Genomic DNA, 26,369 nt, shown 5'->3' with positions numbered 1-26,369 from the left:
TTTTGAATCTCCAGTATACATGCATCGAAGTAGTTTATTAGAAAGAACAAAAAGAAATTCATAGCAGTGTTAATATCTCATTAATTTGTATATTCGCCCTTTATGATTTTAAAACACTTTACAGAGCTACAAGAATTTTTATTAGAACCTAGAAACATTGTAATCATTGGGCATAGAAACCCTGATGGAGACGCTATAGGTTCAACTTTGGGTTTGAAACATTACCTAGATAAAAAAGGGCACACCACTCAGGTATTAGTACCTAATGAGTATCCAGATTTTTTACATTGGATTCCAGGATCTGAAACAGTAAAGCGTTTTGACCGCCAAAATAATCAGTCTGTAAAAGCTTTAGTGAAGTCAGATATTGTTTTTTTATTAGATTTTAATGCATTGCATAGGGTAGGAACTGACATGCAAAGAACCTTAGAAGAATACGAAAATGATTTTGCGTTGATAGATCATCACCAACAACCCGATGATTTTATGTACATGTATTCTGATACCTCTATGTCTTCAACTTGTCAAATGGTGTATAATTTTATTGAAATGATGGGCGATGTTGCGTTGATTGATAAAAACATAGCTACTTGTTTGTATACAGGTATTATGACAGACACGGGTTCGTTCCGTTTCAGATCTACCACTAGTACCACACACAGAATTATTGCCGATTTAATAGATAAAGGTGCAGAGAATGATAGAATACACAGTAATGTACACGACGCCAATTCGTATAATAGGTTGTTGCTATTAGGGCAAGCGTTGAGTAATATGAAAGTGTTGCCAACATATAAAACAGCTTTTATCACGCTGTCTGAAGAAGAAAAAAGGCGTTTTCACTACGAAAAAGGAGATACAGAGGGGGTGGTGAATTATGCATTATCTTTAAAAGGAATTGTTTTTGCCGCTATTTTTATTGAAGACGAAGAACAAAGTATTGTGAAGATATCTTTCCGTTCTAAAGGAACATTCTCTGTAAACCAGTTTGCACGTAAGTATTTCAATGGAGGAGGGCATGATAATGCCGCGGGCGGAAAAAGCGATGACACTATGGAAAATACAATAGCAAAATTCAAATCTTTATTACCTACCTATAAACAACAGTTAGAAAGTTCGTATGAAGCGTAAGATAGTAGTTTTTATTTTTGTAGTTTTAGCGGCTATATCTTGTAAAGAACCCGAAGCAAGAAGACCAAAGCAACAGGGTACCACAAATTTTTACAAAGAAGTAATTAAAGAAAACAAGAAGCTAAATGCTTTAGAAAAAGAGCGTTTGGAACAATGGATCGCTAAAGATACTCTTAAACAATACAATATTTCACCAAACGGTTTTTGGTATACCTATGTAAAAAAAGACAGTGTAAGTTCAGTTACTCCGCAGTTTGAAGATGTGGTGTTGGTGTCGTATGACGTAGTAGCTATGAACGGAGAAACTTTGTACACAACAAAACAACGAAGTTATAAAGTAGATAAAGAAGATTTTATTCCTGCATTACAAGATGGAATAAAGTTGATGAAAAAAGGAGAAACTATTACATTTGTAATTCCATCTTACAGAGCTTTTGGAGTTACAGGAGATGGAAATAAAATAGCTGTAAATCAGCCCATACAAAGTACAGTAACATTAATAGATATTAAATCAGAAAAACAATAATGAAATTAACGAACATTTTAGCAGCCACAGTTGTAGGTTTATCAATTGTTTCATGCACTAACGGTCAGTTTAAAGAAAAGAGCTCATTAGCATCAGAAGTAGATTCTGTAAGCTATGCAATAGGGTTGGATATGGCCACAAAAATTAAAGCGAATTTTGATGAAATGGATCAAGATTTATTTGTTCAAGGCTTTAAAAACGGAATGGACTCTACAAACTTGCTTATAGAGGCGAAAGATGTAAATACGATATTAAGAACATTTTTTCAAAAGAAACAAGAAGAAAAAATGAAACAAATGCAAGAAGAGCAAGCTAAAAAAGCAGAAGCAGAATTTGGAGATAACAAAAAAGCAGGAGAAGAGTTTTTAGCAGAAAATAAGACTAAAGATGGTGTGAAAACTACCGAAAGCGGTTTGCAATACCTTGTATTAAAAGAAGGTGAAGGAGAGACTCCAAAAGCGACTTCTAGGGTTAAGGTGCACTACCACGGTACGTTAACTGACGGAACTGTGTTTGATAGCTCAGTAGATAGAGGTGAGCCAGCAGAGTTTGGTGTAGGTCAAGTAATTAAAGGATGGACAGAAGGTTTGCAATTAATGAAGCCTGGTGCGAAATATAAATTCTTTATACCACAAGAGTTAGCTTACGGTGCTCAACAGAGAGGACAACATATCAAGCCTTTCTCAACGTTGGTTTTTGAAGTAGAACTGTTAGATATTATCGAGCCGTTAGGACAAGGACACTCGAAGGGAGATGGACACGGCCACTAATTAAAAATAAGCAAGTATACAAAAAACATCAACTTAAGAACGTTGATGTTTTTTTATTTAAATCCTATAAAAAATGAAGTTTCTTAAGTATTTAATCGTAACAGCAATTGTATGTACCGCATGCAAGTCTGCTAAATACCCTAATTTAGAAAATGGGTTGTATGCAGATATTCAAACCAACAGAGGTGATATCTTAGTGAAGTTTTTTTACGAGAAAGTTCCTATGACAGTCGCAAACTTTGTCTCTTTATCAGAAGGAAACAATCCTAAGATGATAGACTCTTTAAAAGGAAAGCCATTTTATGACGGAACAAAATTTCACAGAGTAATCAAAGACTTTATGATACAAGGAGGAGATAAAACAGGAACTGGAGGTGGAGATGCTGGATATACTTTTGCCGATGAGTTTCCGATAGGTGATGACGGAGAGTTTTTGTACAAACACGACGGACCAGGAGTCGTGTCTATGGCAAACTATTCGAGACCTGTTTCTAATTCGAGTCAATTTTTCATTACCCATAAAGCAACCCCTTGGTTAGATGGTGGACACTCTGTTTTTGGACGCGTATTACAAGGGCAACAAGTAGTAGATGCTATTGAAAAAAATGATTATATAAAGAAGGTAGCCATTTTAAGAGTAGGTAAAGAAGCGAAAAATTTTGATGCACCTAAGATTTTCGAAGCAGAGTTAGCGACTGTAGAAAAGAAAGAGGCAGAACGAAAGAAAAAACTTGAAGAGTTAAAGGAAAAATACCAAGAAGAACAAGGGATAAATGAAGCAATAACAACGAACTCAGGATTAAAGATTCTTTCCTTGAAAAAAGGAGAAGGAAAAAAAGTAAATCCTGCATTACCAACCACTGCACATTATACATTATATTTATCAGATGGAAGAAAAATAGACTCTAGTTTAGATAAAGGAGAACCCTTTGTATTTACTATTGATGATGAAAATTTTCCATTAATAGCAGGTTTTAAAGAAGGAGTAAAAACCATGAAAGAAGGAGATAAAGTGCGATTGTTTATACCTTCTTATTTAGGATATGGAGATAATAGGTTAGGACCTATTCCTCCAAAATCAGATTTAATTTTTGAAATAGAAGTTTTAAAAGTAGGAAAGTAGTTTTGATAGAAGATATTATACAAAAAGATAAAGAACTTTTAATTTACCTTAACAATTTAGGTATCGAACAATGGGATGGTTTTTGGTTAACAGTAACCAATCAATTCACATGGACCCCTTTATTTGTTCTTGTACTATTTTTAGTGTTTAAGCAGTTTGGTTGGAAAAAAGGACTTTTTACCTTATTATTCATAGTGATTATAGTTACGTTTACAGATCAATTCACAAACTTTATTAAAAATACAACAGGAAGAATCAGACCATGCAATATAGAAGGAATCAGAGAACAATTGCGTTTTTTTGAATACAGACCCAAAGGAAAAAGCTTTTGGTCAGGACATGCATCATTGTCAACAACGATAACTACTTTTATGATTTTGCTGTTAAGAAGGCACTATAAAATGATTTATCTAATGATTTTCTTTCCGTTAATTTTTGGGTATAGTAGAATTTATTTAGGAGTGCATTTTCCAATAGATGTTACAGTTGGATATATTGCAGGAATCATTATGGGAATGTTGTTCTACGTAGCTTATCGGGCTTTAGAAAAGAAATTGAAGCTTCAGAAATAAGGTGGAAGTAAAAAAATAGTCTAAATAAAAAAAGCTTACAGTTTCTGTAAGCTTTTTTAATCCCCTAAAAAAAACCGAAGCTTTCGCTTCGGTATTGCGGAGAAAGAGGGATTCGAACCCCCGGTCCTGTTACAGACAACGGTTTTCAAGACCGCCGCATTCGACCACTCTGCCATTTCTCCTGAGTGCCTTATCAGAATTACCTGATTGCGGGTGCAAATATAGAACCTTTTTTCAATTCTAAAAAAGTTTTTAGATACTTTTTTTATAAAAATTAAGCTTTAAAAACAATCTAAAACATAACACTTTTGCTATCAATAAGTTTGGCTAGTGATAAAGAATAGAGGTAAAGAAAAAATAAATACCAAAGAAGTTATTTCGATTACTTACCATCGTAATTATAAGAGCAAAAAATATAGTTTTTTAACAAATAAATTCTACCTTCGTCTTAAAATCGTGAAGTATGTTTAATTCATTTGGAAACATTTTAAAGCTAACTACGTTCGGAGAATCTCATGGGATTGCCATTGGAGGTGTCATTGACGGATTTCCTGCAGGAATAAAAGTCGACTTTGATGCTGTTCAGCAAGAATTAAATCGTCGTAAACCAGGGCAATCAAAAATAGTAACGCAACGTAAAGAACCAGATACTGTCGAATTTTTATCTGGAATTTTCGAAGGGTTTACTACAGGAGCGTCTATAGGCTTTATAATAAAAAACACCAATCAAAAAAGTAAAGATTACAACCATAATACAGATGTGTATCGTCCTTCACATGCCGATTATACCTACGATAAAAAATACGGAATAAGAGATCATAGAGGAGGAGGCCGTACATCGGCAAGAGAAACGGCAAATTGGGTGGTTGCAGGAGCGTTGGCAAAACAGTTAATTAATCATATTAAGATTAATGCATTTACCTCTTCGGTTGGAGATGTTTTTATGTCTAAACCCTATCAAGAATTAGATTTTTCTAAAACAGAAAGTACTATTGTACGATGCCCAGATGAAGCATCTGCAAAAGAAATGATTGATAAAATTCAAGAAATACGTAAAGCAGGAGATACCATTGGAGGTACCATAACTTGTGTGGTACAAAATGTTCCAGTTGGTTTAGGAGAACCCATATTTCAAAAATTACACGCAGCATTAGGACAAGCAATGTTGTCGATAAATGCCGTAAAGGGTTTTGAGTTTGGTAGTGGTTTTTGCGGAGCAAAAATGAAAGGTTCTGAACATAACGATTTATTTAATCCAGACGGCACCACACAATCGAACTTGTCTGGTGGAATTCAAGGAGGGATTTCTAACGGGATGGACATTTACTTTCGAGTGGCATTTAAACCAGTAGCCACCATTATGCAAAACCAAACAACCACTAATTCAAAAGGAGAAGCTACAGAAATTCATGGTAAAGGACGTCATGATCCTTGTGTGGTTCCGAGAGCAGTACCTATTGTAGAAGCAATGACAGCAATGGTTTTAGCAGATTTTTGGTTAATGAACAAAATGAGAAAATAGTAAAAAAAAAGCCAGATGAATTTCATCTGGCTTTAATATTTTTATGCTATTGCAAACTAGTAAATAGCTAACATGGCAAATTTATCGTTGTTATTAAAAGTATCAGCAGGTCCGCAAGACTGCATAATAGAAGTAGGGTCAGAACCTGTTGGAGTTCCGTCGATGTAGATAGCTCCTACACCTGCACTACCTTCATTAATGTTTTGTCCACAACTCTCACGTGTTCTGTAGTCTGTGTGTCTAAAACCAATACAGTGTCCAATTTCATGAGACATAGTACCTGCAAGTTCATTTACAGTTGGAGCGATAGATAATTCGAACCATCTGCTGTTAATACCAAAACCTTTAGCAGGGTCTCCTTTTCTAGTTGGAAAACCAGCAGCTCTACCCAAGGTAATAAATCCACCACTTTCTAACTCGTAAAATTCAGTTACCTCGATATCGGCTTTCTTTTTACCTTTTCCTCCAAAAGGAACTCTTTGGTAAGTTAATTGAGAACCCAAATTATTTAACATATTAATAGATACATCTATAGCTTGAGAGCCTAAATTACCTAAATCAGGAGAAACACTAACAGTAATAACTCTAGGTAAACCTTTAACTAGGTTTGTAGTTCTGTAATGTTCAGTATTAGGAATGTTTGAACCTTCATTCAATTCATCAATTTGCTCAAAAGTAAAGAACATATCTTCAACAGCAACACCTTGCTCACCCATAAAAGTTGTGATTTTGGCAGAAGAAGAATCAAAATAAGCAGCTTCTAACTTTGAAGCAATTTCTGATGGAACTTGATTGGTTTCGTTGTTAGGTACGCTTTCCTCTGAAGAGTTACATGCGGTAAAAAATACTACCGCTAAAGATAAGATAGCTAACAAGTTTAAATTTGTTTTTTTCATTTTTGAAAGGTTTTTAGTTGTTTATTCGCTGCAAAAGTATCTTTTTATTATGTAATATGCAAAAAAAGACTTTTATTTGTGGAAATATTATAGTTTATATGAGGCTTTTTCTCCTTCTTTTTTGTAGTTATTTCTTATCTGCTTATTCGTACTCGCAAGTTGATTTTCCTGAGTATATAAAAAAAGTAGCACCACAAAAAAATGAAAAAAAATGGGTCAAAAAAATATTATTTAGTTAGTACTAAAGATTTGATTTTACATAAAAAGCAAGTAGATATTGTATGTAAATTAGACAATCAGTTTAGTATTATCAAGAAAAAGAAAAATGTAAATGACTTCTTTTTTAAAGGAGAAATATACGATATCAATAATAATTGGAAATTATCTTCAAAAAGCCAATTGTTAACTCAGCAAAAAGAGAAAAGGCATAAAATTGTTGTCAAAGTGATTGACGAAATGTCTTTTTTTAAGGCACTAAAAGAAAATAGAATAGAAGTAGAGGTAGTGCATACATATAAAGATGTATTAACTCTAAAGGTTGGGTCTACTAGCATCCGCCAAATAGCTTCGCTATATGAAACCTTATACATTGATACGCAGGAAAAACCAAAAACCGAAAGCGTACCTATTGAAAGAATAGATTTAAGTGTAAATAATGTAAATAAAATTCACAACGATTATACTACAATTAATGGACAAGAAACAATGGTTTCAGTTAAAGAATTATTGTTTGATGTAGAAGATATCGATTTGAGAAACAGGATACAGTTACAAGGAAACGAAGCAGAAGAAACTTCAAGTCATGCAACCTTAATGGCTTCTACCATAGCGGGTGCAGGTAACAGCGCATATAATTCAAAAGGAGTTGCCTATCAAAGTCACTTATCATCGTCAGATTTTAGCACATTATTGCCAGATGAAGACGCTTATTATACAAGTAATGGTATCTTTATTCAGAATCATTCTTATGGAACAGTAATCGAAAGTTTTTATGGAGTTGAAGCAAATGCCTATGATCAAAGTACGGTAGATGTTCCAGAATTACTTCATGTATTTTCTTCTGGAAATTTGGGGGAGTTAACTCCTGGAGAAGGGAACTATCAAGGGGTAAATGGGTATGCTAACCTAACAGGGAATTTTAAAATGGCTAAAAATGTTTTGGTGGTTGGCGGAATAAACAGAGAATTAGAAATAACTTCAAGAAGTTCAAAAGGACCTACTTATGACGGACGTGTAAAACCCGAATTAGTAGCTCATGCACCACAAGGAACATCAGATGCAGCAGCAATCGTTTCTGGTGTTGCAAGCTTGTTACAGCAAAAATATAAAGAAAGTACAGGAGTAGTTCCTTCAGCAGCTTTATTGAAGTCTGTACTGATAGCAGGTTCGGATGATGTTGGTGTAAAAGGAATTGATTTTTCGAGCGGTTATGGGAATGTGAATGCTAATCAGAGTATGAATATTATAGAAGACAACTCATACATCAACGATGTCATTTCAAATAATGAAACTAGAGAATATACCATATCAATTCCTTCTATGGTTAAAGAACTGAGAATAGCCATAGTTTGGAATGACCCTCCTGCAAATGTGAACGATAGCAAAGCTTTAGTTAACGATATCGATTTAGAATTACGTAAGGATGTAAATTCATGGTTGCCTTGGGTTTTAGATGCCACTGCTTCTCAAGATTCTTTAGAAAAAGAAGCCTTTAGAGGCGAAGATCATCTTAACAATGTAGAATTAATCACCTTAGATAATCCAGAGCAAGGTGAGTATACATTACGAGTAGCTGCAAATTCAATTCTAACTTCTCAGCAATCATTTTCTATTGCTTATTCTTTTCAGACTAAAGATAATTTTACTTGGAATTATCCTACAACAACCGATAGATTGCCCTCGGCAACAGATGTTTATATAAGATGGGCAAATGGTTTTGATTTACAGGTAAGTAAAGTAGAATATTCTGTAAACAATGGTGAATGGATTGAAATAGAGAATGGAGCAAATATTTCAACTCCATTTTTATTATGGAACACTCCGCAAGCAAACGGAAGAGCTCGGTTGAGAGCTTTGGTAAATGGAACTTATTATACTTCCGAAGAATTTATCATTTCAGATGTCATTACACCAAATGTCGATTTTAACTGTGATGAAACTATTCAATTTAGTTGGAATGCTGTTCCAAACGCAACAGCGTACCATATACAGTTATTAGACGATGCTTATATGTATACAAACTCAACAGTAAGCGAAACCAATATTGCAATTCCGAAAAGTACATTTACTACACCTTATATTGCTGTTACTCCTGTTTTTAATACTGAAGAAGGAGTCAAAGGGCAAACAATAAATTACAACACGCAGGGAGTAAATTGTTATTACAAGAATTTTTTAGCTTTTATAAAAGATGAAAACTTGGTAGATGTTCGCTTGAATTTAAGTACTCTGACCAATGTAGCTTCAGTTTTTTTTGAAAAAACGCTCAATGGAAGTACTGAAATCATTAAAATAGTTACAGCTCCTACGCTAGAAGAACTTCAAATTGATGATACGAATGTTGAAGGAGGGGAAAATGAATATAGTGCACGAATTGTTCTTAGCGATGGAACAGAAATTTATACAGATAGTATCATTATAAATTTTCCTTTTGATAATACACTGAAAATATATCCAAACCCTGTAGTAGCTTCAGAAGGTATGTTTGTGTATTCACGAGGTAACAATTTAGATATAGAAATAGTTGATGTAGCAGGCAGAATAATTTACACCAACAGACTTCAAAAAATAAGGCAAACCATACCTATACCAAACTTTAAAACAGGAGTGTTGTTTGTTCGCATACTCAAGAATGGAAAACAGATAGCAGTGAAAAAAATACTGGTACAACCTTAACATAATTTAGACAAATATTGAAACTTTTGTGATGTTTTTTTTTGTAATTTTACAAAGTCGCTTCGGATGATTTTGGTATTGTACTGAAATTGTATCGAGAAGTTTATGTAAACCTGTTCTCGATAATGTCATTCTAAAGACAATTTTATAATAATTTATTTAGACAGCATTATGAGTTATATTAAAGGGCGTGGAGCACAACACAATACACATAACAAATTTATGCAACATCAACATGAGGTATTGGATAACTTTTTAAACTATTGCGAAGCTGAAAATGAAGTAGCAGATACGAATAAAACGTCTTATTTAGAAATATATCCGAAAACAATTTTGAACAAAGTCACGAGTCCAGATATCGGATTTTCCTATTCTATGAATCCGTATCAAGGTTGCGAGCATGGCTGTATTTATTGTTATGCTCGGAATACTCATGAATACTGGGGGTATTCAGCAGGGCTAGACTTTGAACGTAAAATATTGTACAAAGCCAATGCGCCAGCATTGTTAGAGAAAAAGTTGCGAAGTCGTAATTGGCAACCGCAAACTATTCTGTTTTCAGGGAATACGGATTGTTATCAGCCTATTGAAAAGAAGTTGGAGATTACCCGAAAAATGCTGCAAGTACTATTAAAATTAAAGCATCCAGTGAGTATCATCACAAAAAACGCATTGATACTTCGCGACATCGATATTTTAAAGGAAATGGCAGCACTAAATCTAGTAAGAGTAAGTATCTCTATCACTTCATTATCAGAAGAAACAAGGAGAGCTTTAGAGCCCAGAACTGCAACAATTAAAAAAAGATTAGAAACCGTTAACGTACTCGCTGAAAATACGATTCCAGTAAATGTAATGATGGCACCTATTATTCCATCGATTAACAGTCATGAAATATTGCCTTTGGTAAAAAAAGTAAGTGAACTCGGAGCAACATCTATAGGATATACGATAGTACGTTTAAATGGAGCGATAGGAGAAATTTTTACCAATTGGGTACGAAAAACCTACGCTGATAGGGCAGACAAAATTTTACACCAAATAGAAGATTGCCACGGAGGAACATTAAACGATTCTCGTTACGGAAGCAGAATGCGTGGAGAAGGTAAAATAGCTGAGCAAATACACGCACAATTTAAGTTAGCAAGAAAATTATATATAAAAGACAAAGAACTTCCTCCGTTAGATTTTGCTAAATTTGATAAGTATCAAACCAATCAAACAACATTGTTTTAATGGAATTTTATGAAAAACTCCTGAAGATTTTAGAATCTAATTGGGAAAAAGAAATTATCCTCAAAAGAAATGAATACTTAGTTACAAAAGAAACGATAAGTACCGATTTGTTTTTTGTAAAAAAAGGAAGTTTGCGTGTTTTTATAGACGATGAAAAAGAAGAGCACACCATCAGGTTTGGATATCAGAATTCTATACTGACAGCATTGGATGCTTTTTTGACAGAAAAACCAACGAAGTTTTACATACAAGCGTTGAAAAAATGTCATGTAAAAATAATTTCAAAAAAGCGATTTATCGAGCTTATACAATCTTCCGAAGAATATAAGAAAGTGTGGGAAGCCTTATTGCAAAGTTTCGTGCATCAACAAATAGAAAGAGAAATAGACTTGATAACGTATTCACCCCAAAAACGTTTTAAAAGAGTGTTAGAAAGAAGCCCTCAGGTATTTCAAGAAATACCGTTAAAATATATTGCTTCGTATTTACGTATGACGCCTGAAACCTTATCGAGAATTTTAAAAAGTGTTGATTAAACTCAAGATTTTTTAACTAGGAAAAAGGCAATTTTGTAGAAAATTAAAAAGAATGATTTTTAAAACAAAGGTACTATTAGAAGAGTTAAAGCGATACGTAAACTCTCATATTCAATTTGTAGCATCGTTAAATGAATTTTCAGAAATTGATTTACAGAAAAAAGAGGATGAAAAATCTTGGTCGGTTATCGAATGTTTAGAACATTTAAACAGGTATGCAGACTTTTACAATAGAGAGCTTACAAAGCAGTTAGAGAGATCTAAATTACCAAAATCAGTAATGTTTAAGCCTGGGTATTTCGGAAATAAATTTGCTCTACAGATGTTGCCAAAAGAAGGCATGAAAACCATGAATACGTTTAAGAGTAAAAATCCGATACACTCAAAATTGGATGCTCAAAAAGTGATGGCTGATTTTTTAGACAATCAATTCGAGTTGCTTCGATTATTAGAGGTAGCCGAAGAAAAAGATTTGACAAAAATTAAAACAGCAATTACGTTACCATTCCTAAAATTTAGGATAGGAGATACGTTTCGTTTTGTAATTTTTCATAATGAGCGTCATATCGTACAAGCGAAAAAAGCGCTGCATTAAAAAAGCTCGCAATTTGCGAGCTTTTGTGAGTTATATTTTATGAATACACTATGCCAACATGGTAACAGGGTTTTCTAAATAAGTTTTTAAGGTTTGTAAAAACTGAGCACCTACTGCACCGTCAACAGTTCTGTGGTCACAGGCTAAAGTTAACTTCATGGTATTACCTACTACAATCTCTCCGTTTTTTACTACTGGTTTTTGTACGATAGCACCTACCGACAAAATAGCAGAATTAGGCTGATTGATAATTGATGTAAAACTTTCAATACCAAACATACCTAAGTTAGAAACTGTAAAGGTACTTCCTTGCATTTCATCTGGTTTTATCTTTTTATTACGTGCTTTTCCAGCTAAATCACGCACCGCAGCACCAATTTGCGTTAAACTTAAAGCATCTGTATGTTTTACTACAGGAACTACCAAACCTTCATCTACGGCTACCGCAACACCTACGTGAATATGGCTATGAAATAAGGTGTTATCATCTGTCCAGCTAGTATTTACTTGCGGATGCTTTTTCAACGCCATGGCACATGCTTTTACCACCATATCGTTGAATGATATTTTAGTATCAGGAATCTCGTTAATAGTTTTACGAGAAGCCATTGCATTATCCATATCCACTTCAATATTTAAGTAGAAGTGAGGAGCAGAGAATTTAGAATTACTCAATGCTTTGGCAATCGCTTTACGCATTTGAGAATTTTTAACTTCAGAAGTGCTTTCTTCACCAGCAATAGCAAAATTCGTCACCGCCGACGGAATACTAGAAGTACTTGCTGCTGGAGCTTCAACTTTTGCCGCTGGAGTATAGTTTTCTACATCTTTTTTTACGATTCGACCATTTTCTCCTGAACCTGTAACTTCAGCTAAATTAATTCCTTTATCCTTGGCTATTTTTTTCGCTAATGGAGATGCAAAAATTCTTCCACCACTATTGGTATTCGATACAGTTTCTACAGGAGTAGTTGCTGTCTCTGTTTTATTTTCTTCGGCTTTCGGAGCTTCTTCTTGTTTTTCTTCTGAATCTGAAGAATTGTCTAAAGCACCTGCTTTGTGTGCTTCAAGTACAGAAGAAACATCAGTTCCAGCTTCTCCAATAATTGCTAGTAGGCTATCTACAGGTGCACTTTCTCCTTCTTGAATTCCAATATGTAATAAAGTTCCTTCGTTAAAAGATTCAAACTCCATCGTAGCTTTATCGGTTTCAATTTCAGCTAAAATATCGCCTTCCTCCACTGCATCGCCTACTTTTTTTAACCAAGTAGCAACGGTACCTTCTGTCATGGTATCACTTAAACGAGGCATAGTTACCACTTTTACTCCTTCTGGAATAGTAGGAGCGTTTGTAGGTGCAGCTTTAGGCTCTTCATTTTTAGGTGTTTCGGTTTCGGTTTCTGCAGGAGCAGCAGAGTTTCCGTTTAACAATGCTGAAAAATCTTCTCCTTCTTCGCCGATGATTGCTAATAAACTATCAACAGGAGCCGTTTCACCTTCTTGAACACCAATATGTAGTAAAGTACCTTCGTGGAAAGATTCGAACTCCATCGTAGCCTTATCCGTTTCGATTTCGGCTAAAATATCACCTTCTTCAATTTTATCTCCTACTTTTTTTAACCAAGAAGCTACCACTCCTTCTTCCATTGTATCGCTTAAGCGAGGCATGTTTATAATTGTAGCCATAGTTTACTTAGATTTTATAAATGGGTAATCTTCTTGCTCGTATACCATATCATATAATTGATTTAACTCTGGATATGGAGATTCTTCTGCGAATTTTTCACATTCTTTAACCCTATCTTTTACTTCTTTGTCAATTGCTTTGATTTCATCTTCTGTTGCATACTCCTTTTCTTTGATGATATCTAAAACTTGGCTAATAGGGTCTATTTTTTTATATTCTTCCACCTCTTGTTTGGTTCGGTAGTGCTGTGCATCCGACATAGAGTGACCTCTGTAACGATACGTTTTCATTTCTAAGAAAGTAGGTCCGTCACCACGACGTGCTCTTTGAATAGCTTCGTCTACAGCTTCGGCAACTTTAATAGGATTCATTCCATCTACAGGGCCACAAGGCATTTCGTATCCTAAACCTAATTTCCAAATATCGGTATGGTTGGCAGTTCTTTCAACTGAAGTTCCCATAGCGTACCCGTTGTTTTCAACAATAAATACGACAGGTAATTTCCAGTTCATAGCCATGTTAAAAGTTTCATGCAAAGAACCTTGACGTGCAGCACCATCACCAAAATAACATAACGTAACGGCGTCGCTACCTTTGTACTTATCTCCAAAAGCGATACCAGCACCTAAAGGTATTTGTCCTCCAACAATTCCGTGACCACCATAGAAACGGTATTCTTTAGAGAAGATATGCATAGAACCTCCCATACCGTGAGAAGTCCCCGTTGCTTTACCGTATAATTCTGCCATAACACGCTTAGGGTCTTCTCCCATACCAATAGGTTGCACGTGGTTACGGTATGCAGTAATCATTTTGTCTTTAGTTAAGTCCATTGCATGTAATGAACCTGCTAAAACAGCCTCTTGACCGTTATATAAGTGTAAAAAACCTCTAACTTTTTGTTGAATGTAAACTGCTGCTAGCTTGTCTTCGAACTTCCTCCAAAATAGCATGTCTCTATACCAGTTGATATAGGTTTCTTTGGTTATTTCCTTCATTATATACCTTAGTTGTTTATTTTAATGTTCGTTTGCTTTACTTTTGATAAAACGTAGCTACAAAAATAAGTAGTTTTTAGTAATTTAAAAAAAGTTATTACTAAAAGTTAAGGAAAGGTTTTAGTGATAAAAAAATAGAGGAATTATTTTTCTTTAGCAACAATAATAGTTGCCTTGGCACCCGTAGCTAAATTCCATTCGTTAGACGAAATGAGCATACCAGCATCGTTATAAATTTTAAAAGCGGCAGTATTAGGTCCGGAAGTACCTTGATTTAGGGCTACGATATTAATTTCGTTCACACCTTCGTCTAAAGGAATGTTAAACGACTGGTATCGTTGTTCAAGTGTTAAGTTGCTTACAACAGGAATACCGTTAACGTATATAGTTACCCTATCTCCGTCAGGATATTGATAGTCTCTACAAATGATATTTACACTTTTACCTTTGGTACTAAAACTACCTAAATCCTGGTCGATAACAGGATATGTGTACATTCCATTTATTTTTTTAAAGGATTTTAAATATTGCTCTTCTGCAATTTTAGCTTGTGTTAAAATTCCTTTATTTTCTAAATCTTTTTCAGCTTGCTTTTTTTGAACTTCTTCTTGTTGTTTTTGGTGTGCAGTTTTAAAACCGTTATCGTTTTCAAAATCTAAAGATTCAGGCTTTTTTACTTCTTTAGCAGATGATGTTATAATTCCGAAAGAAGTGCTTCCCTTTTTTTACCACCAAAAGTTCCATCCATCTGTGAAAAAACAGTGGATGTTGTGCAGCATAGAAAAACGAATATAAGTGTTGGTACTATTTTCATCATTACAACTAAATGTTAGCAAATATAATGCCGATTTTTAAGTGTTCTCTAAATAAAGAGTTAAAACTTACTATTTTACGGGAAAATCAAAAAAAGTTTTTGGAAAAGGCTCATTTCTTAAGGTAAAGTGCCACCATTCTTTACTATACGACCTAAAACCATGTTTACGCATTATTGTTTGTAATAGTTGTCTGTTCTTTTTTTGTTTTTCAGTAAGGTTTTGGTAACTAATGTGCGAAGAGGAGCCAAAAAAATCATACGGACTTCCCATATCTAATTCTTTACCTGTTTCTAAATTTATAATTGTTAAGTCGACGGTACTACCCCTTGAATGCCCTGATTTTGAAGAAATATACCCCAGTTTAAATAAATGACGTTTATTAACCTCTGGGTAATAGTGTTGTTTCATTAGAGTGTCGTTCATTACTCGAGCCCAAGTTACAAAATGGTTTACTGCTGTTTGCGGGCGATAAGCATCATAAATTTTTAAACCCAATTTTTGAGTAGCTAATTCATCTTGCACTCTTTTCAGCGCTTTTGCAGTTGAGGTGGTTGCAATAAGAACATCTTCTTCATATCCATTCACAGAAGTTCCTATAAAGTTATTGTCATGACAATATCGTAATTCACTTTGTATGGTAGGAGATACCTCGTTGATATACGAAAATCCTTCGGGTAAATTCTGTGAGTGAATTGCTAAAAAACTAAGTAAAAATAAGGTTACCATCCATTTCATAGGGTAAAAGTAATGAAATGGATGGTAACAATTTATTTCTTGCAGAAATTTACTTTTTATTTGTCTAAAAAATCTTGATATGCATTTTGGCTAATGGCTTTTCCTAAAGAATCTAAAGACTGATAATTTCCTTCTTGTAATACAGGTTTATTACTTACATAATCATAAACAAAGGTTCCGTTTTTAGAAACGGTACCAAAACCTTTGTTAAATACATAATGTGCATATTGATTTTGAGAAGTATTGAAAATATGTTTTCCAAATTCAAATTGTGCTGAATTTCCTCCTAACATAGCTGCTAACGTATACGCTAAATCGGTTTGAGCACTAAAAGTATCAATAGTAATTCCTGTTTTATTCAGCGCACCACCCAACCAAACCATCGGAATTTGAAATCTTTTAGGTGCATTAAAGTATCCTTTATGCTTAGGTAATGGGTGTCCGTGATCGGATAAAATAATTAGTAGGGTAGTATCCCACCAAGGTTGTTTCTTGGCTTCTTCAATAAACTTCCCGATATACTTATCGGTATAAGCTTGTGCACTTCTGTACAGGTTTTCTGTAGAATTTTTTCCGAATTTATATTCGTCAGGAAATTCATAGGGTTCGTGACTGGTTAACGTGAGTGCTACTTCAAAAAAGGGCTCTTTAAGGTCGGGAGCCGACAAATCTTTCATAAATCGCTCTAAAAAAACATGGTCGTGTGCGCCCCATTTTGAGTTCCAATCTGCTTTATCAAATTCGGTTCCGTCTACAATTTTATCGATCTTTCCATTGCGCAAATAGGTAATCATATTTCCGAAGTTGCTATCGCCTCCGTAATAAAAACCTGTATGGTATCCTAAGGTTTTCATTTCCTTAGTCAGCATGGGTAGTTTTCTTGCTTTGTAAGGAATTTTCATAATGCTATTGGTAGGTTGAGGGTAATAACCACTTAAAATAGCAGGAACTCCTTTGTCTGTTCTGTCTCCATTTCCGTAGAAATTTGTAAATAAAATACCTTCTTTAGCTAGTTTATTCAGGTGTACGGTAACGTTAGGCTCACCTCCTAATGCACCAACTGCTTTCGCAGAGAGACTTTCCCAAATAAGTAAAATAACATTGGGTCTTTTCGTGTTTAAAATAGTGTCTGTCTTTGCTGTTAACAGTTGATTTTTAGAGGTGTTGATAATATTTTTAGCAAGGTCTTTTTTGTAGTGAATATATGGGTTTTTACCGTCTGTTCTGTGACTAATGGTATTGGTAAAGTTCCAAATAAAATTTACCGCTGCGTGGTTGGCAAACATATTTTTAGAAAAGTACACATTGCTCTGATTGATAGGAATATTGGCAAAACCCCCTCGCATCGGAATAATCAACCCTCCAATTAACAATAGAAAAACAGGAACTTCAATAAGTTTTCCTTTATTTAACTTGTTGAGTGCTTTGTTTAAAATTTTATTGAAATAGAAAATTGCTACTAAAGAAATGACTATCCAAACAAAAATTCCAACTACAAGCTGAAGGGTGCTTATCGAGGCAAGCATCGCTTTTGGAGTATTGATATAATTCAATACGGTAGCATCAATTCGAACTCCCCAAAAGTTGTACAAAGAAATATCAATCAACATCAATAGATTGATGACTGTTAGAATTGGGAAGGTATAGCCTTTGATTAAATAACTGATAATTTTCTTCGGAATCCAGATAGAAAATAGGGCGATTAAAAAAGGAATGATAGCAAGATAGGCAGCAAAAGAAAAATCTAATTGAATGCCGTACAGAAATGTTTGTAGTGTTGTTGAAAAACTTAGCTCAGAAGTTTTGTCGAAGTAATATAGCAAAAACAAAAGGCGAGCAAGTAAAAAATACAATACCCATAAAAAATAATAGGTTGCAGTAAATAGAAATCTGTTTTTAAGGTTGTTCATTGTCACTTAAAAATAGGGGTTATTCTGTAACCTTTAAACGCGCTTTTGCAGTTACAGAAATGTTAGAATAATCATCATTTAAGTACTTTAAATAGCCAGCAATGGCAATCATTGCAGCGTTATCGGTCGTATATTCAAATTTAGGAATATAGGTTGTCCATCCCCAGTGTTTTTCAGCTAAAGCCAAGCGTTTTCGTATTTCTGAATTGGCAGAAACTCCGCCAGCAATGGCAACGTGCTTAATCCCCGTTTGTTTTACGGTGTTTTTAAGTTTATCCATCAAAATCTCAATAATCGTATATTGGATGGATGCACAGATGTCGTACAGGTTTTCTTCTATAAAATTAGGATTTTCTTTTACATGCTTTTGAATAAAATATAAGATACCCGTTTTCAATCCGCTAAAACTAAATTCTAAATCGCCCACTTTTGGCTTTGTAAACTTAAAAGCCTTCGGATTTCCTAATTGAGCATATTTATCAATTAATGGTCCACCCGGATACGGGAGTCCTAATATTTTTGCTGATTTATCGAAAGCTTCTCCCACAGCATCATCAATCGTTTCTCCTAAAACCTCCATCTCAAAATGATCGGTAATTTTTACAATTTGAGTATGTCCGCCACTAATAGTTAAGCAAACAAAAGGAAAAGGAGGTATGTTACTTCCTTCTTCATCAATAAAATGAGCCAAAATATGGGCTTGCATGTGATTTACATCGATCAAAGGAATGTTTAACCCTAAGGCTAATGATTTAGCAAAAGAAGTGCCGACCAACAACGAACCCATTAAACCAGGACCGCGTGTAAAAGCAATTGCATTCAGGTCTTTTTTAGTAATACCCGCTTGTTTAATGGCCTGTTGTACCACAGGAACGATGTTTTGTTGGTGTGCTCTCGAAGCCAACTCAGGAACCACACCACCATATTTAGCATGTACCTCTTGGTTGGCGACAATATTACTCAACACTTTTGCGTTGCAAATTACCGAAGCACTTGTGTCATCACAAGAACTTTCAATACCTAAAATATAGATGTTTTTAGTACTCAATTTTTACTGAATTTTGATTGCAAAAATATTGATAATACGTTAGATTTTCGTTAAAAATAACATTTCTTTAAAATAAGGCAACATTTTTGCAGTTTGCTGATTACTTTTGTTAGGTAGTATTGTAAACGGGGAAAAGCATCAAAAAAATAGGTAACATACTAGGTAAAATTATAAAGTACACCGTGCTTTTTTTACTGGTGCTTTTTATCTTGCTATCACTACCAATGGTACAAAGTCGATTAGCTAAGCAAGCTACCAATTGGGTAAACAAGGAGTTTAATACGAATATTGTTATAAAAAAAATTGATTTGTCGTGGTTCGGAAGCGTTCAAATAAAAGAAATTGAGATTAGAGACCACCATAAAGACACACTTATATTCGTTAAGAATTTAAACACTTCTTTACTCAATGCAAAACGGGTATTAGAAAATCAAGTGAATTTAGGAGAAGCCTCTTTACATGGTATTCATTTTTATATGAAAAAATACAAAGGTGAAGAAGATGATAACCTGTCTATTTTTGTAGAAAGCTTTAAAGATGAAAAACCAAAAGACAGCTTATCCGATCCATTTATTCTTAAAAGCGATCAAATTTCATTACACGATTTAACTTTTAAATTGCTAGATGAAAACAAAGATACTCCCCTTAGTTTTGCGGCTTATGATGCTGGCGCAGTATTAAACAACTTTTCTATTATAGGTCCCGATGTTTCTATGAATATTAGAAATATGTTTTTTACAGGAAACAGAGGAATTCGTGTCTCAAACTTAGCTACAGATTTTACCTACACTAGGTCTTACATGGATTTTAAAAACACCATGGTTGAAACCACGAATGAAACCAAGCTACAAGCAGAAGTTAAGTTTACCTATGAGCGAAAAGACTTAGCAAATTTTAACGATAAAGTACTAATTAATGCGAGTTTTAAAGAAAGTGTATTAGCGGTAAAAGACTTAAATAAACTATATAATGAAATAGGAGGAAGTGATTTTTTATACCTAAGTGGAACGATGAATGGGGTATTAAATAACTTCAGCGCAAATAATGTAAGAGTTCATTCTAAAGGAGGAATGAGAATTATTGGCGATCTGGGGTTTGTAAATGCAGTAAAAACTAGCAGAGGTTTTGTGTTTGATGCAGATTTAGACAACTTAACAGCCAACTACCACCAGTTAAGAAGTGTATTGCCTAATTTAATGGGAAAAACATTGCCAACTGAATTTCAAAGATTAGGAAATTTTACATTGAAAGGAATGGTAAAGGTAACTCCACAGCAAATGGATGCTACCATCTCAGTAAAATCTGAGATAGGAACTGCCATTTCAGACCTTCAATTAATGAATATTGATGCTATTGATAAAGCCGATTATACAGGAGAAATTGAATTTAGAGATTTTGATTTGGGTGTTTTTGCGAACGACCCCTTGCTAGGAACGGTTTCGTTAAAAGCAGATGTAAATGGTAGTGGATTTAATGTTGAAAACATCAATACCATACTTATAGGAAAAATAAGCAGCTTACACTTTAATAATTACGAATACAAAAACTTGCAGGTAAACGGACAGTTTCAAAATAAAAAATTTGACGGTTTGTTGAATGCCCAAGATGAAAATTTCAAATTGAAATTTGAAGGGCTTGCCGATTTTTCTTCAGACATTAACAAATTCGATTTTATTGCAGACGTTGACAGAATTGACCTAAAAAAAACAAACTTATTTACAAGAGACAGTATCGCAGAATTGAAAGGGAATATAAACTTAAATATTTCTGGAAATACTCTCGACAATATAGTGGGTAAAGCTACCTTTAAAGATTTAGTATATACCAATCAAAAGCAACGTTATCCTTTTAAAATTTTTGAAGTAAATTCATCGTTAAAAGATAGTATAAAAACAATCGAAGTAAACTCAGAAGACATAGTAAAAGGCTATGTAGAGGGTAAGTTTACGTTCAAAGAGTTAATACCTATTACTCAAAATGCCTTAGGTAGTGTATACACGAACTACCGTCCGTATGAGGTAGCACCAAATCAATTTTTAGATTTCGATTTTACAATTTACAATCAGATTATCGATGTTTTTCTACCCGATGTTTCCATAGGAAAAAACACCCGATTAAAAGGACGTATCAACTCAGATAAAAACGCACTAAAATTAAGATTTGAATCTCCAGAAATAGATGCGTATACCAATATCATTAAAGGCGTCGTATTGAGAATGGATAATAAAAATCGCCTCTATAATACACACCTCACAGTAGATAAAATAGATACCAAGTACTATAACATAGAAAAGTTAAACCTATTAAACCGTACAGAAAATGATACACTTTTCTTTAAATCAGTTTTTAAAGGAGGAAAAGACTACGGAGAGAATTTTAGCTTAGACTTCTTTTATACGATTAACGAATCTCAAAAATCAGTTATTGGGATAGAAAAATCAACATTATATTACAAAGGGTTCGATTGGGAAGTAAATCCGAATGACGATAGAAGTAACAAGGTAACTTTTGATTTAAAAAAGGAAGATTTTACCATAAGTCCGTTTGTTTTTAAATCAGGAGAGCAAAAAATAAACTTTAAAGGAGTTGTAAGAGACAGCACCTATAAAGATGTGCAAGCTACTTTCGAAAAAGTAAAATTAGCCAGTTTCTTACCACCAGTTGATAGTTTAAAATTAGATGGAAAACTCAATGGAGTATTAGATTTTAAACAAGAAAAAGAAACCGTAATTCCTGAAGGAAATTTGTACATAGAAAATTTTCACATCAACGATTACGCTCAAGGAAACCTCGCATTAAATGTAGTAGGTAACAACTCGTATAAAGAATATACCGTTAATTTATCTTTAGAAAATGAGAAGGCGAAAAATATTTCAGCCAAAGGGGGAATTGATTTTTCGACAGAAAGACCCACGATCGACCTAGATGTGTATTTGAAAGAGTACGATATAGCCGCTTTTAGTCCGCTAGGAAAAGATGTTTTATCTAAATTGAGAGGAAAAGTTTCGGGAGATTTTGAAGCAAAAGGATATTTGAGGAATCCAGCATTTAGCGGAATCCTAAATTTTGAAAATGCAGGGTTGGCATTTCCTTATCTAAATGTAGATTTTGACCTTATAGGAAATACAAGTGTAGTTTTAGATAGGCAAGAGTTTATTTTAAAAGATATTATACTTGAAGATACAAAATACCTCACGCAGGGAAATTTATCGGGTAGTATAGCACACCAAAATTTTGAAGACTGGTTTTTGAATTTTGATATCAACACCCAAAATTTACTGGTTTTAGATACGAAAGAAACAGAAGAATCGCCATACTACGGAACAGGCTTTCTCAATGGAGAGGCAAAAATAAGAGGACTAACCAGCAACTTAGATATCGATGTGAATGGCAGTACCAATAAAGGAACGCTGTTTGTTATTCCTCTGAGTGATGTAAAAACAATCGATAACTATAAATTAATTCGATTTAAAACAGGAGAAGAAGAGGAGGGAAGTGAAGGAAAAGTAATAGGCGATATCAAAGGTTTAGACTTAAAGCTAAATTTAGCGGTAACAAAAGACGCAGTAGCTCAGGTAGTAATTGATAAGGTTTCTGGAAGTGAATTAAAAGGAAGTGGAGAAGGAAACCTATTCATTGATATCGACACCCGAGGAAAATTTAAGATGTTTGGAGATTTTACTGTAGATAATGGCTTTTATAATTTTAAGTATGCAGGTATAACCAAACCCTTTATTGTACAAAAAGGAGGAACCATTTCTTGGAATGGAGACCCTTACGAAGCCGATTTAGATATTACAGCAGTGTATAGAACCAAAGCAAATCCAGCTCAATTGTTAGATAATATCAATTCAAACCGTAAAATACCTATTGATTTGTATACGAAGATTACAGGAGGGTTGTTTAGTTCAAAGCAAGAATTTGACATCAAAATTCCGAATGCGAATTCAACTGTAAGTTCAGAATTAGAATTTATACTCAATGAAAACGATTTGAATACCAAAATGCAACATTTTTCATTTTTATTAGCTTTTGGTACATTTTACAACGCAGATGCCATTGGTAGTAGTGCTAGCTCTGGAATAACAGGAACAGCCTCAGAAATAGCATCAAGTATTTTAACAAATATGTTAAATAGTAATGAAAACAAATTTCAGTTAGGGGTAGGCTACACTCAGGGAGATAGAGGAGATGTAGATAATCTTACATCAGACGACCAAGTAGATTTATCGGTGTCAACACAACTAAGTGATAGGGTATTGATTAATGGTAAAGTAGGGGTGCCTGTTGGTACCAATACCCAAACCAGTGTTGTTGGAGAAGTAAAGGTAGAAGTTCTTTTAAATGAAGAAGGCAATTTAAGAGGAACCGTATTTAACCGTCAAAATGAAGTGCAATACTCTACCGAAGAAGAAGGCTATACTCAAGGAGTGGGTATTTCATATCAAGTTAATTTTAATAACTTGCGCGACTTAGGAAAAAAATTAGGACTTTATAAAAACAAGAAAGAAAAGTTAGTTAAAAAAGATACATTACAACCAAAGAAGAAAAATTTAGTAAGCTTTAAACCCAAAGAAAAAAATAATCAAACTTTTTATGAACAACACTAAAAAAAATTACCTAGTAATCATGTTAAAAGGAATGGCTATGGGAGCAGCCGACGTGGTACCAGGGGTGTCGGGAGGAACCATAGCGTTTATTTCAGGAATTTATGAAGAACTGTTAAATTCGATAAGTGCTATTAATATTGGGTTGTTAAAAACCATAAAAGATCAGGGTTTCAAAGCGGCATGGAAACAGGTAAATGGTAATTTTTTAGCCGCTCTTTTTGTTGGAATTTTTATCAGTATTGTTTCACTAGCAAAAATGATTTCTTGGTTGTTAGAACATCACCCAATTTTAGTATGGTCTTTTTTCTTCGGATTGGTATTGGCAAGTATTATTTATATTGCTAAACAAGTAACTGAATGGAATGTTTTTTCAGTAATTTTATTGCTCTTAGGAGCAATTGTAGCGTATTATATTACGACTTTAAATCCATTAGTTTCTGAAAATTCCTCGCCTTTATTCCTGTTTTTAGCAGGAGCTATAGCCATTTGTGCTATGATTTTACCCGGTATATCGGGGTCTTTTATATTGGTGCTTTTAGGGGCTTACAAACCCGTTTTAGCTGCTGTAAATAACCGCGACTTTACAACGATAGCAATTATTGGATTAGGAGCAGTTGTCGGACTCCTGTCTTTTTCGAGAGTGTTAAAATACCTATTTGCAAACTACAAAAACTATACACTCGTTGTTTTAACAGGTTTCATTATAGGCTCACTCAATAAAATATGGCCGTGGAAAAAGGTGTTAACCTACAGAACAAATTCACACGGAGAGCAAGTTCCGTTTAACGAATTATCGGTCTCTCCATTTTCATACGAAGGAGATCCACAAATACTTTACGCAGTTTTACTAGCACTTATTGGTTTTGCACTTATTTTGCTACTTGAGAAATTAGCTGTTAAAAAGCATTAGAAAATAAGTAACTTAGCTTTCTAATCAAACAACTATGTATAAAGACCGTACGCTTTCAGAAAAAATCAATCTTTTTTTTAAAGGATTGATTATGGGAGGAGCTAACAAAGTACCAGGAGTTTCTGGTGGTATGGTAGCTTTTGTAATGGGTTTTTATGAAGAACTTATTTACACTTTTCAACGAATAAACGGAAAAGCGTTTAAGCTGTTGTTTAATGGACGATTTAAGAGTTTTGCTAATTATACCAACCTACAATTTTTAGTATGGGTAATGGGCGGTAGTATTTTTAGCTACTTTAGTGTTTCTTTGGTTTTAGATTACTTTCTTAAAAACTACCAATTATATGTTTGGTCATGGTTCTTCGGAATGATCATAGGTTCTATTTACTATATATCAAAAGATTTTGGTAAATGGACACCCAAAACTATTATAGCTTTGCTCATAGGAGCCTCAGTAGGAATTTCTATTAGTTTCATGACACCCGCTACTGAAAATGATAACTTGTGGTTCGTCTTTTTATGCGGAATAATTGGGGTTTCTGGCATGACTTTACCAGGGCTTTCGGGTTCATTTATTCTTATATTATTAGGCAATTACGTGTTGTTGTTAGTAGATAGTGTAAACGTGTTAGGAAATGTAATAACCAATGTGTTATCAGGTAATTTTGAAGTATTACAAGACCCTGTAAAAATCCGTTACCTAAAAATTATTGGAGTTTTTACAGCAGGTTCAGCATTTGGACTTGTATCTATCTCACATGTGTTAGGTTATGTTTTAAAAAGATGGCATCAAATAGTAACAGCACTAATCATAGGTTTTATCACAGGATCTTTAGGAGTTGTTTGGCCCTGGAAAGAAACCATTTATAAAAAAAAGGACGGTATATTTTTACTCGATCAAAAAGGAAATAAAATCATTGAAAATTATCAGCGGTTTATTCCCGATTTTAACAGTCAGGAAACATGGATTTCAATAGGATTTATTATTATTGGAATTGTATTAATATTAATTATTGATTTTTATGACCAAAAAAGAAAATAAGCATCTCTATGCCTTGGTAGGAAAGAATATTTCGTACTCGTTTTCTAGAGGGTATTTTACTGAAAAGTTTGAAAAACTCAATTTAAATAATCATGAGTATATCAATTTTGATATTCAATCTATACAAGAACTTTCCCAAAAAATAAAAGAGAATAAAAAACAATTAAAAGGAATGAATGTAACCATTCCTTACAAATTAGAGGTTTTTAATTTTCTAGATAGAATAGATAAAACAGCTTTAAAAGTAGGTGCAGTGAATACGATTAAAATCACTAAAAAGGGGAGACTGAAAGGCTACAATACAGATGTTTATGGATTTCAAGAATCATTAAAACCCTTGCTGAAAAAACATCATAAAAGAGCCTTGATTTTAGGAACAGGAGGTGCCTCAAAAGCAGTTGCCTATGTGTTTGAAAGTTTAGGAATTAAATATAAATACGTATCTAGAAATCCCGAAGGTAAAAAACAAATTTCTTATCAAGATATTGATAAAGAACTCATCGAATCGTATTTTGTTATTATTAATTGTACACCCCTTGGTACGTATCCAAATACAGCGCAATACCCAAGTATACCTTATAAGTTTTTATCAGAAAAGCACTTGTTGTATGATTTGATATACAATCCCTCAGAAACGACATTTTTACGTAAAGGAAAAGAGCAAGGTTCTATGGTAAAAAATGGATTAGAAATGCTAGAACTTCAAGCAGAAAAAGCATGGGAAATATGGAACGAGAGCTAAAAATTTAAAACGTAAAATAAAATTTGCTATTGTTTAATAATCCGTATCTTTATAACCCAATTAAAGGAAC

General features: G+C 34.0%; 21 protein-coding genes and 1 tRNA gene. 14 read left to right on the top strand and 8 right to left on the bottom strand.

From position 1 onward, the window contains the following. Positions 1–102: 102 nt before the first annotated feature. From P8625_RS05280 to P8625_RS05260, 5 genes are all read left to right on the top strand, one after another. The gene (locus tag P8625_RS05280; RefSeq protein ID WP_279652436.1) at positions 103–1,131 is read left to right on the top strand and encodes a DHH family phosphoesterase; all 1,029 of its coding nucleotides are present in this window, start codon (positions 103–105) and stop codon (positions 1,129–1,131) included. Continuing rightward, positions 1,121–1,657 (top strand): gliding motility-associated peptidyl-prolyl isomerase GldI, encoded by a 537-nt coding sequence (gldI, locus tag P8625_RS05275; RefSeq protein ID WP_279652435.1) that lies wholly within the window; start codon positions 1,121–1,123, stop codon positions 1,655–1,657. Before P8625_RS05280 ends, gldI begins: the two co-directional genes overlap by 11 nt. Then, positions 1,657–2,427 (top strand): FKBP-type peptidyl-prolyl cis-trans isomerase, encoded by a 771-nt coding sequence (locus P8625_RS05270; RefSeq protein ID WP_279652434.1) that lies wholly within the window; start codon positions 1,657–1,659, stop codon positions 2,425–2,427. Before gldI ends, P8625_RS05270 begins: the two co-directional genes overlap by 1 nt. Before the next feature lie 73 nt (positions 2,428–2,500). Beyond that, complete coding sequence (locus tag P8625_RS05265; protein WP_279652433.1) at positions 2,501–3,550, top strand: peptidylprolyl isomerase; 1,050 nt, start codon at positions 2,501–2,503, stop codon at positions 3,548–3,550. Between the two features lie 2 nt (positions 3,551–3,552). Continuing rightward, complete coding sequence (locus tag P8625_RS05260) at positions 3,553–4,122, top strand: phosphatase PAP2 family protein (protein WP_279652432.1); 570 nt, start codon at positions 3,553–3,555, stop codon at positions 4,120–4,122. Positions 4,123–4,219: 97 nt separating this feature from the next. On the opposite strand, the gene P8625_RS05255 is transcribed toward P8625_RS05260, so the two are convergent. After that, positions 4,220–4,304, bottom strand: a tRNA-Ser gene (locus P8625_RS05255). A 281-nt stretch (positions 4,305–4,585) separates the two neighbouring features. Here P8625_RS05255 and aroC point away from each other — a divergent pair. Continuing rightward, entirely contained in the window at positions 4,586–5,644 is a 1,059-nt protein-coding gene (gene aroC / locus P8625_RS05250) for a chorismate synthase (RefSeq protein WP_279652431.1), read from the top strand. A 56-nt stretch (positions 5,645–5,700) separates the two neighbouring features. Here the strand turns inward: aroC and P8625_RS05245 are convergent, their stop codons facing one another. Then, positions 5,701–6,540, bottom strand: coding sequence for a M57 family metalloprotease (locus tag P8625_RS05245; protein ID WP_279652430.1), 840 nt, complete (start codon positions 6,538–6,540; stop codon positions 5,701–5,703). 201 nt (positions 6,541–6,741) lie between these two features. On the opposite strand from P8625_RS05245, the gene P8625_RS05240 reads away from it, so the two are divergent. The 4 genes from P8625_RS05240 to P8625_RS05225 all read left to right on the top strand — a co-directional run bounded on the left by P8625_RS05240 (position 6,742) and on the right by P8625_RS05225 (position 11,802). Beyond that, positions 6,742–9,435: a S8 family peptidase gene (locus P8625_RS05240; protein WP_279652429.1), complete on the top strand. Its 2,694-nt coding sequence runs from the start codon at positions 6,742–6,744 to the stop codon at positions 9,433–9,435. 171 nt (positions 9,436–9,606) lie between these two features. Next, the gene (locus P8625_RS05235; RefSeq protein WP_279652428.1) at positions 9,607–10,671 is read left to right on the top strand and encodes a PA0069 family radical SAM protein; all 1,065 of its coding nucleotides are present in this window, start codon (positions 9,607–9,609) and stop codon (positions 10,669–10,671) included. Beyond that, the gene (locus P8625_RS05230; RefSeq protein ID WP_279652427.1) at positions 10,671–11,207 is read left to right on the top strand and encodes a Crp/Fnr family transcriptional regulator; all 537 of its coding nucleotides are present in this window, start codon (positions 10,671–10,673) and stop codon (positions 11,205–11,207) included. The genes P8625_RS05235 and P8625_RS05230 overlap by 1 nt, the downstream gene beginning before the upstream one ends. Before the next feature lie 52 nt (positions 11,208–11,259). Beyond that, positions 11,260–11,802, top strand: a complete 543-nt coding sequence (locus P8625_RS05225) for a DinB family protein (RefSeq protein ID WP_279652426.1) — start codon at positions 11,260–11,262, stop codon at positions 11,800–11,802. Between the two features lie 48 nt (positions 11,803–11,850). On the opposite strand, the gene P8625_RS05220 is transcribed toward P8625_RS05225, so the two are convergent. The 6 genes from P8625_RS05220 to tsaD all read right to left on the bottom strand — a co-directional run bounded on the left by P8625_RS05220 (position 11,851) and on the right by tsaD (position 18,995). Continuing rightward, positions 11,851–13,488 carry a pyruvate dehydrogenase complex dihydrolipoamide acetyltransferase gene (locus P8625_RS05220; protein WP_279652425.1) on the bottom strand — a complete coding sequence of 546 codons (1,638 nt, stop codon included), beginning with the start codon at positions 13,486–13,488 and terminating at the stop codon, positions 11,851–11,853. Between the two features lie 3 nt (positions 13,489–13,491). Continuing rightward, positions 13,492–14,487: a pyruvate dehydrogenase (acetyl-transferring) E1 component subunit alpha gene (gene pdhA / locus P8625_RS05215; protein WP_279652424.1), complete on the bottom strand. Its 996-nt coding sequence runs from the start codon at positions 14,485–14,487 to the stop codon at positions 13,492–13,494. Between the two features lie 143 nt (positions 14,488–14,630). Continuing rightward, positions 14,631–14,984, bottom strand: a complete 354-nt coding sequence (locus tag P8625_RS05210; protein ID WP_279652423.1) for a hypothetical protein — start codon at positions 14,982–14,984, stop codon at positions 14,631–14,633. Positions 14,985–15,371: 387 nt separating this feature from the next. Further along, a complete protein-coding gene (locus P8625_RS05205; RefSeq protein ID WP_279652422.1) occupies positions 15,372–16,037 on the bottom strand; it encodes a M15 family metallopeptidase in 666 nt (221 codons plus the stop codon). A gap of 56 nt (positions 16,038–16,093) precedes the next feature. Beyond that, complete coding sequence (locus P8625_RS05200) at positions 16,094–17,947, bottom strand: LTA synthase family protein (protein ID WP_279652421.1); 1,854 nt, start codon at positions 17,945–17,947, stop codon at positions 16,094–16,096. 19 nt (positions 17,948–17,966) lie between these two features. Continuing rightward, positions 17,967–18,995: a tRNA (adenosine(37)-N6)-threonylcarbamoyltransferase complex transferase subunit TsaD gene (gene tsaD / locus P8625_RS05195; RefSeq protein WP_279652420.1), complete on the bottom strand. Its 1,029-nt coding sequence runs from the start codon at positions 18,993–18,995 to the stop codon at positions 17,967–17,969. Positions 18,996–19,219: 224 nt separating this feature from the next. Between tsaD and P8625_RS05190 the strand changes: the two genes are divergently transcribed. Genes P8625_RS05190 through P8625_RS05175 form a run of 4 tightly spaced genes read left to right on the top strand, consistent with a single transcriptional unit; the run spans position 19,220 to position 26,299 of the window. After that, positions 19,220–23,605 (top strand): translocation/assembly module TamB domain-containing protein, encoded by a 4,386-nt coding sequence (locus P8625_RS05190; protein ID WP_279652419.1) that lies wholly within the window; start codon positions 19,220–19,222, stop codon positions 23,603–23,605. Next, positions 23,592–24,515 (top strand): DUF368 domain-containing protein, encoded by a 924-nt coding sequence (locus P8625_RS05185; protein ID WP_279652418.1) that lies wholly within the window; start codon positions 23,592–23,594, stop codon positions 24,513–24,515. Before P8625_RS05190 ends, P8625_RS05185 begins: the two co-directional genes overlap by 14 nt. Positions 24,516–24,549: 34 nt before the next feature. Beyond that, on the top strand, positions 24,550–25,557 hold the full coding sequence (locus P8625_RS05180; RefSeq protein ID WP_279652417.1) for a DUF368 domain-containing protein: 1,008 nt from the start codon (positions 24,550–24,552) through the stop codon (positions 25,555–25,557). Next, positions 25,538–26,299 carry a shikimate dehydrogenase family protein gene (locus P8625_RS05175; RefSeq protein ID WP_279652416.1) on the top strand — a complete coding sequence of 254 codons (762 nt, stop codon included), beginning with the start codon at positions 25,538–25,540 and terminating at the stop codon, positions 26,297–26,299. The genes P8625_RS05180 and P8625_RS05175 overlap by 20 nt, the downstream gene beginning before the upstream one ends. Positions 26,300–26,369 lie beyond the last annotated feature (70 nt).

Source organism: Tenacibaculum tangerinum, assembly GCF_029853675.1.
GTDB classification, from domain to species: domain Bacteria; phylum Bacteroidota; class Bacteroidia; order Flavobacteriales; family Flavobacteriaceae; genus Polaribacter; species Polaribacter tangerinum_A.
This window is presented reverse-complemented; position numbering and strand designations above follow the sequence as displayed.

What these genes read in the sequence shown, in the direction of transcription:
- pdhA (WP_279652424.1), bottom strand. Translation starts at nt 14,487, where the DNA reads ATGAAGGAAATAACCAAAGAAACCTATATCAACTGGTATAGAGACATG.
- P8625_RS05265 (WP_279652433.1), top strand. Translation starts at nt 2,501, where the DNA reads ATGAAGTTTCTTAAGTATTTAATCGTAACAGCAATTGTATGTACCGCA.
- P8625_RS05180 (WP_279652417.1), top strand. Translation starts at nt 24,550, where the DNA reads ATGTATAAAGACCGTACGCTTTCAGAAAAAATCAATCTTTTTTTTAAA.
- P8625_RS05245 (WP_279652430.1), bottom strand. Translation starts at nt 6,540, where the DNA reads ATGAAAAAAACAAATTTAAACTTGTTAGCTATCTTATCTTTAGCGGTA.
- P8625_RS05200 (WP_279652421.1), bottom strand. Translation starts at nt 17,947, where the DNA reads ATGAACAACCTTAAAAACAGATTTCTATTTACTGCAACCTATTATTTT.
- gldI (WP_279652435.1), top strand. Translation starts at nt 1,121, where the DNA reads ATGAAGCGTAAGATAGTAGTTTTTATTTTTGTAGTTTTAGCGGCTATA.
- aroC (WP_279652431.1), top strand. Translation starts at nt 4,586, where the DNA reads ATGTTTAATTCATTTGGAAACATTTTAAAGCTAACTACGTTCGGAGAA.
- P8625_RS05230 (WP_279652427.1), top strand. Translation starts at nt 10,671, where the DNA reads ATGGAATTTTATGAAAAACTCCTGAAGATTTTAGAATCTAATTGGGAA.
- P8625_RS05270 (WP_279652434.1), top strand. Translation starts at nt 1,657, where the DNA reads ATGAAATTAACGAACATTTTAGCAGCCACAGTTGTAGGTTTATCAATT.
- P8625_RS05225 (WP_279652426.1), top strand. Translation starts at nt 11,260, where the DNA reads ATGATTTTTAAAACAAAGGTACTATTAGAAGAGTTAAAGCGATACGTA.
- P8625_RS05190 (WP_279652419.1), top strand. Translation starts at nt 19,220, where the DNA reads ATGGTACAAAGTCGATTAGCTAAGCAAGCTACCAATTGGGTAAACAAG.
- P8625_RS05205 (WP_279652422.1), bottom strand. Translation starts at nt 16,037, where the DNA reads ATGAAATGGATGGTAACCTTATTTTTACTTAGTTTTTTAGCAATTCAC.
- P8625_RS05240 (WP_279652429.1), top strand. Translation starts at nt 6,742, where the DNA reads ATGAAAAAAAATGGGTCAAAAAAATATTATTTAGTTAGTACTAAAGAT.
- P8625_RS05185 (WP_279652418.1), top strand. Translation starts at nt 23,592, where the DNA reads ATGAACAACACTAAAAAAAATTACCTAGTAATCATGTTAAAAGGAATG.
- P8625_RS05210 (WP_279652423.1), bottom strand. Translation starts at nt 14,984, where the DNA reads ATGTACACATATCCTGTTATCGACCAGGATTTAGGTAGTTTTAGTACC.
- P8625_RS05280 (WP_279652436.1), top strand. Translation starts at nt 103, where the DNA reads ATGATTTTAAAACACTTTACAGAGCTACAAGAATTTTTATTAGAACCT.
- P8625_RS05175 (WP_279652416.1), top strand. Translation starts at nt 25,538, where the DNA reads ATGACCAAAAAAGAAAATAAGCATCTCTATGCCTTGGTAGGAAAGAAT.
- P8625_RS05235 (WP_279652428.1), top strand. Translation starts at nt 9,607, where the DNA reads ATGAGTTATATTAAAGGGCGTGGAGCACAACACAATACACATAACAAA.
- P8625_RS05220 (WP_279652425.1), bottom strand. Translation starts at nt 13,488, where the DNA reads ATGGCTACAATTATAAACATGCCTCGCTTAAGCGATACAATGGAAGAA.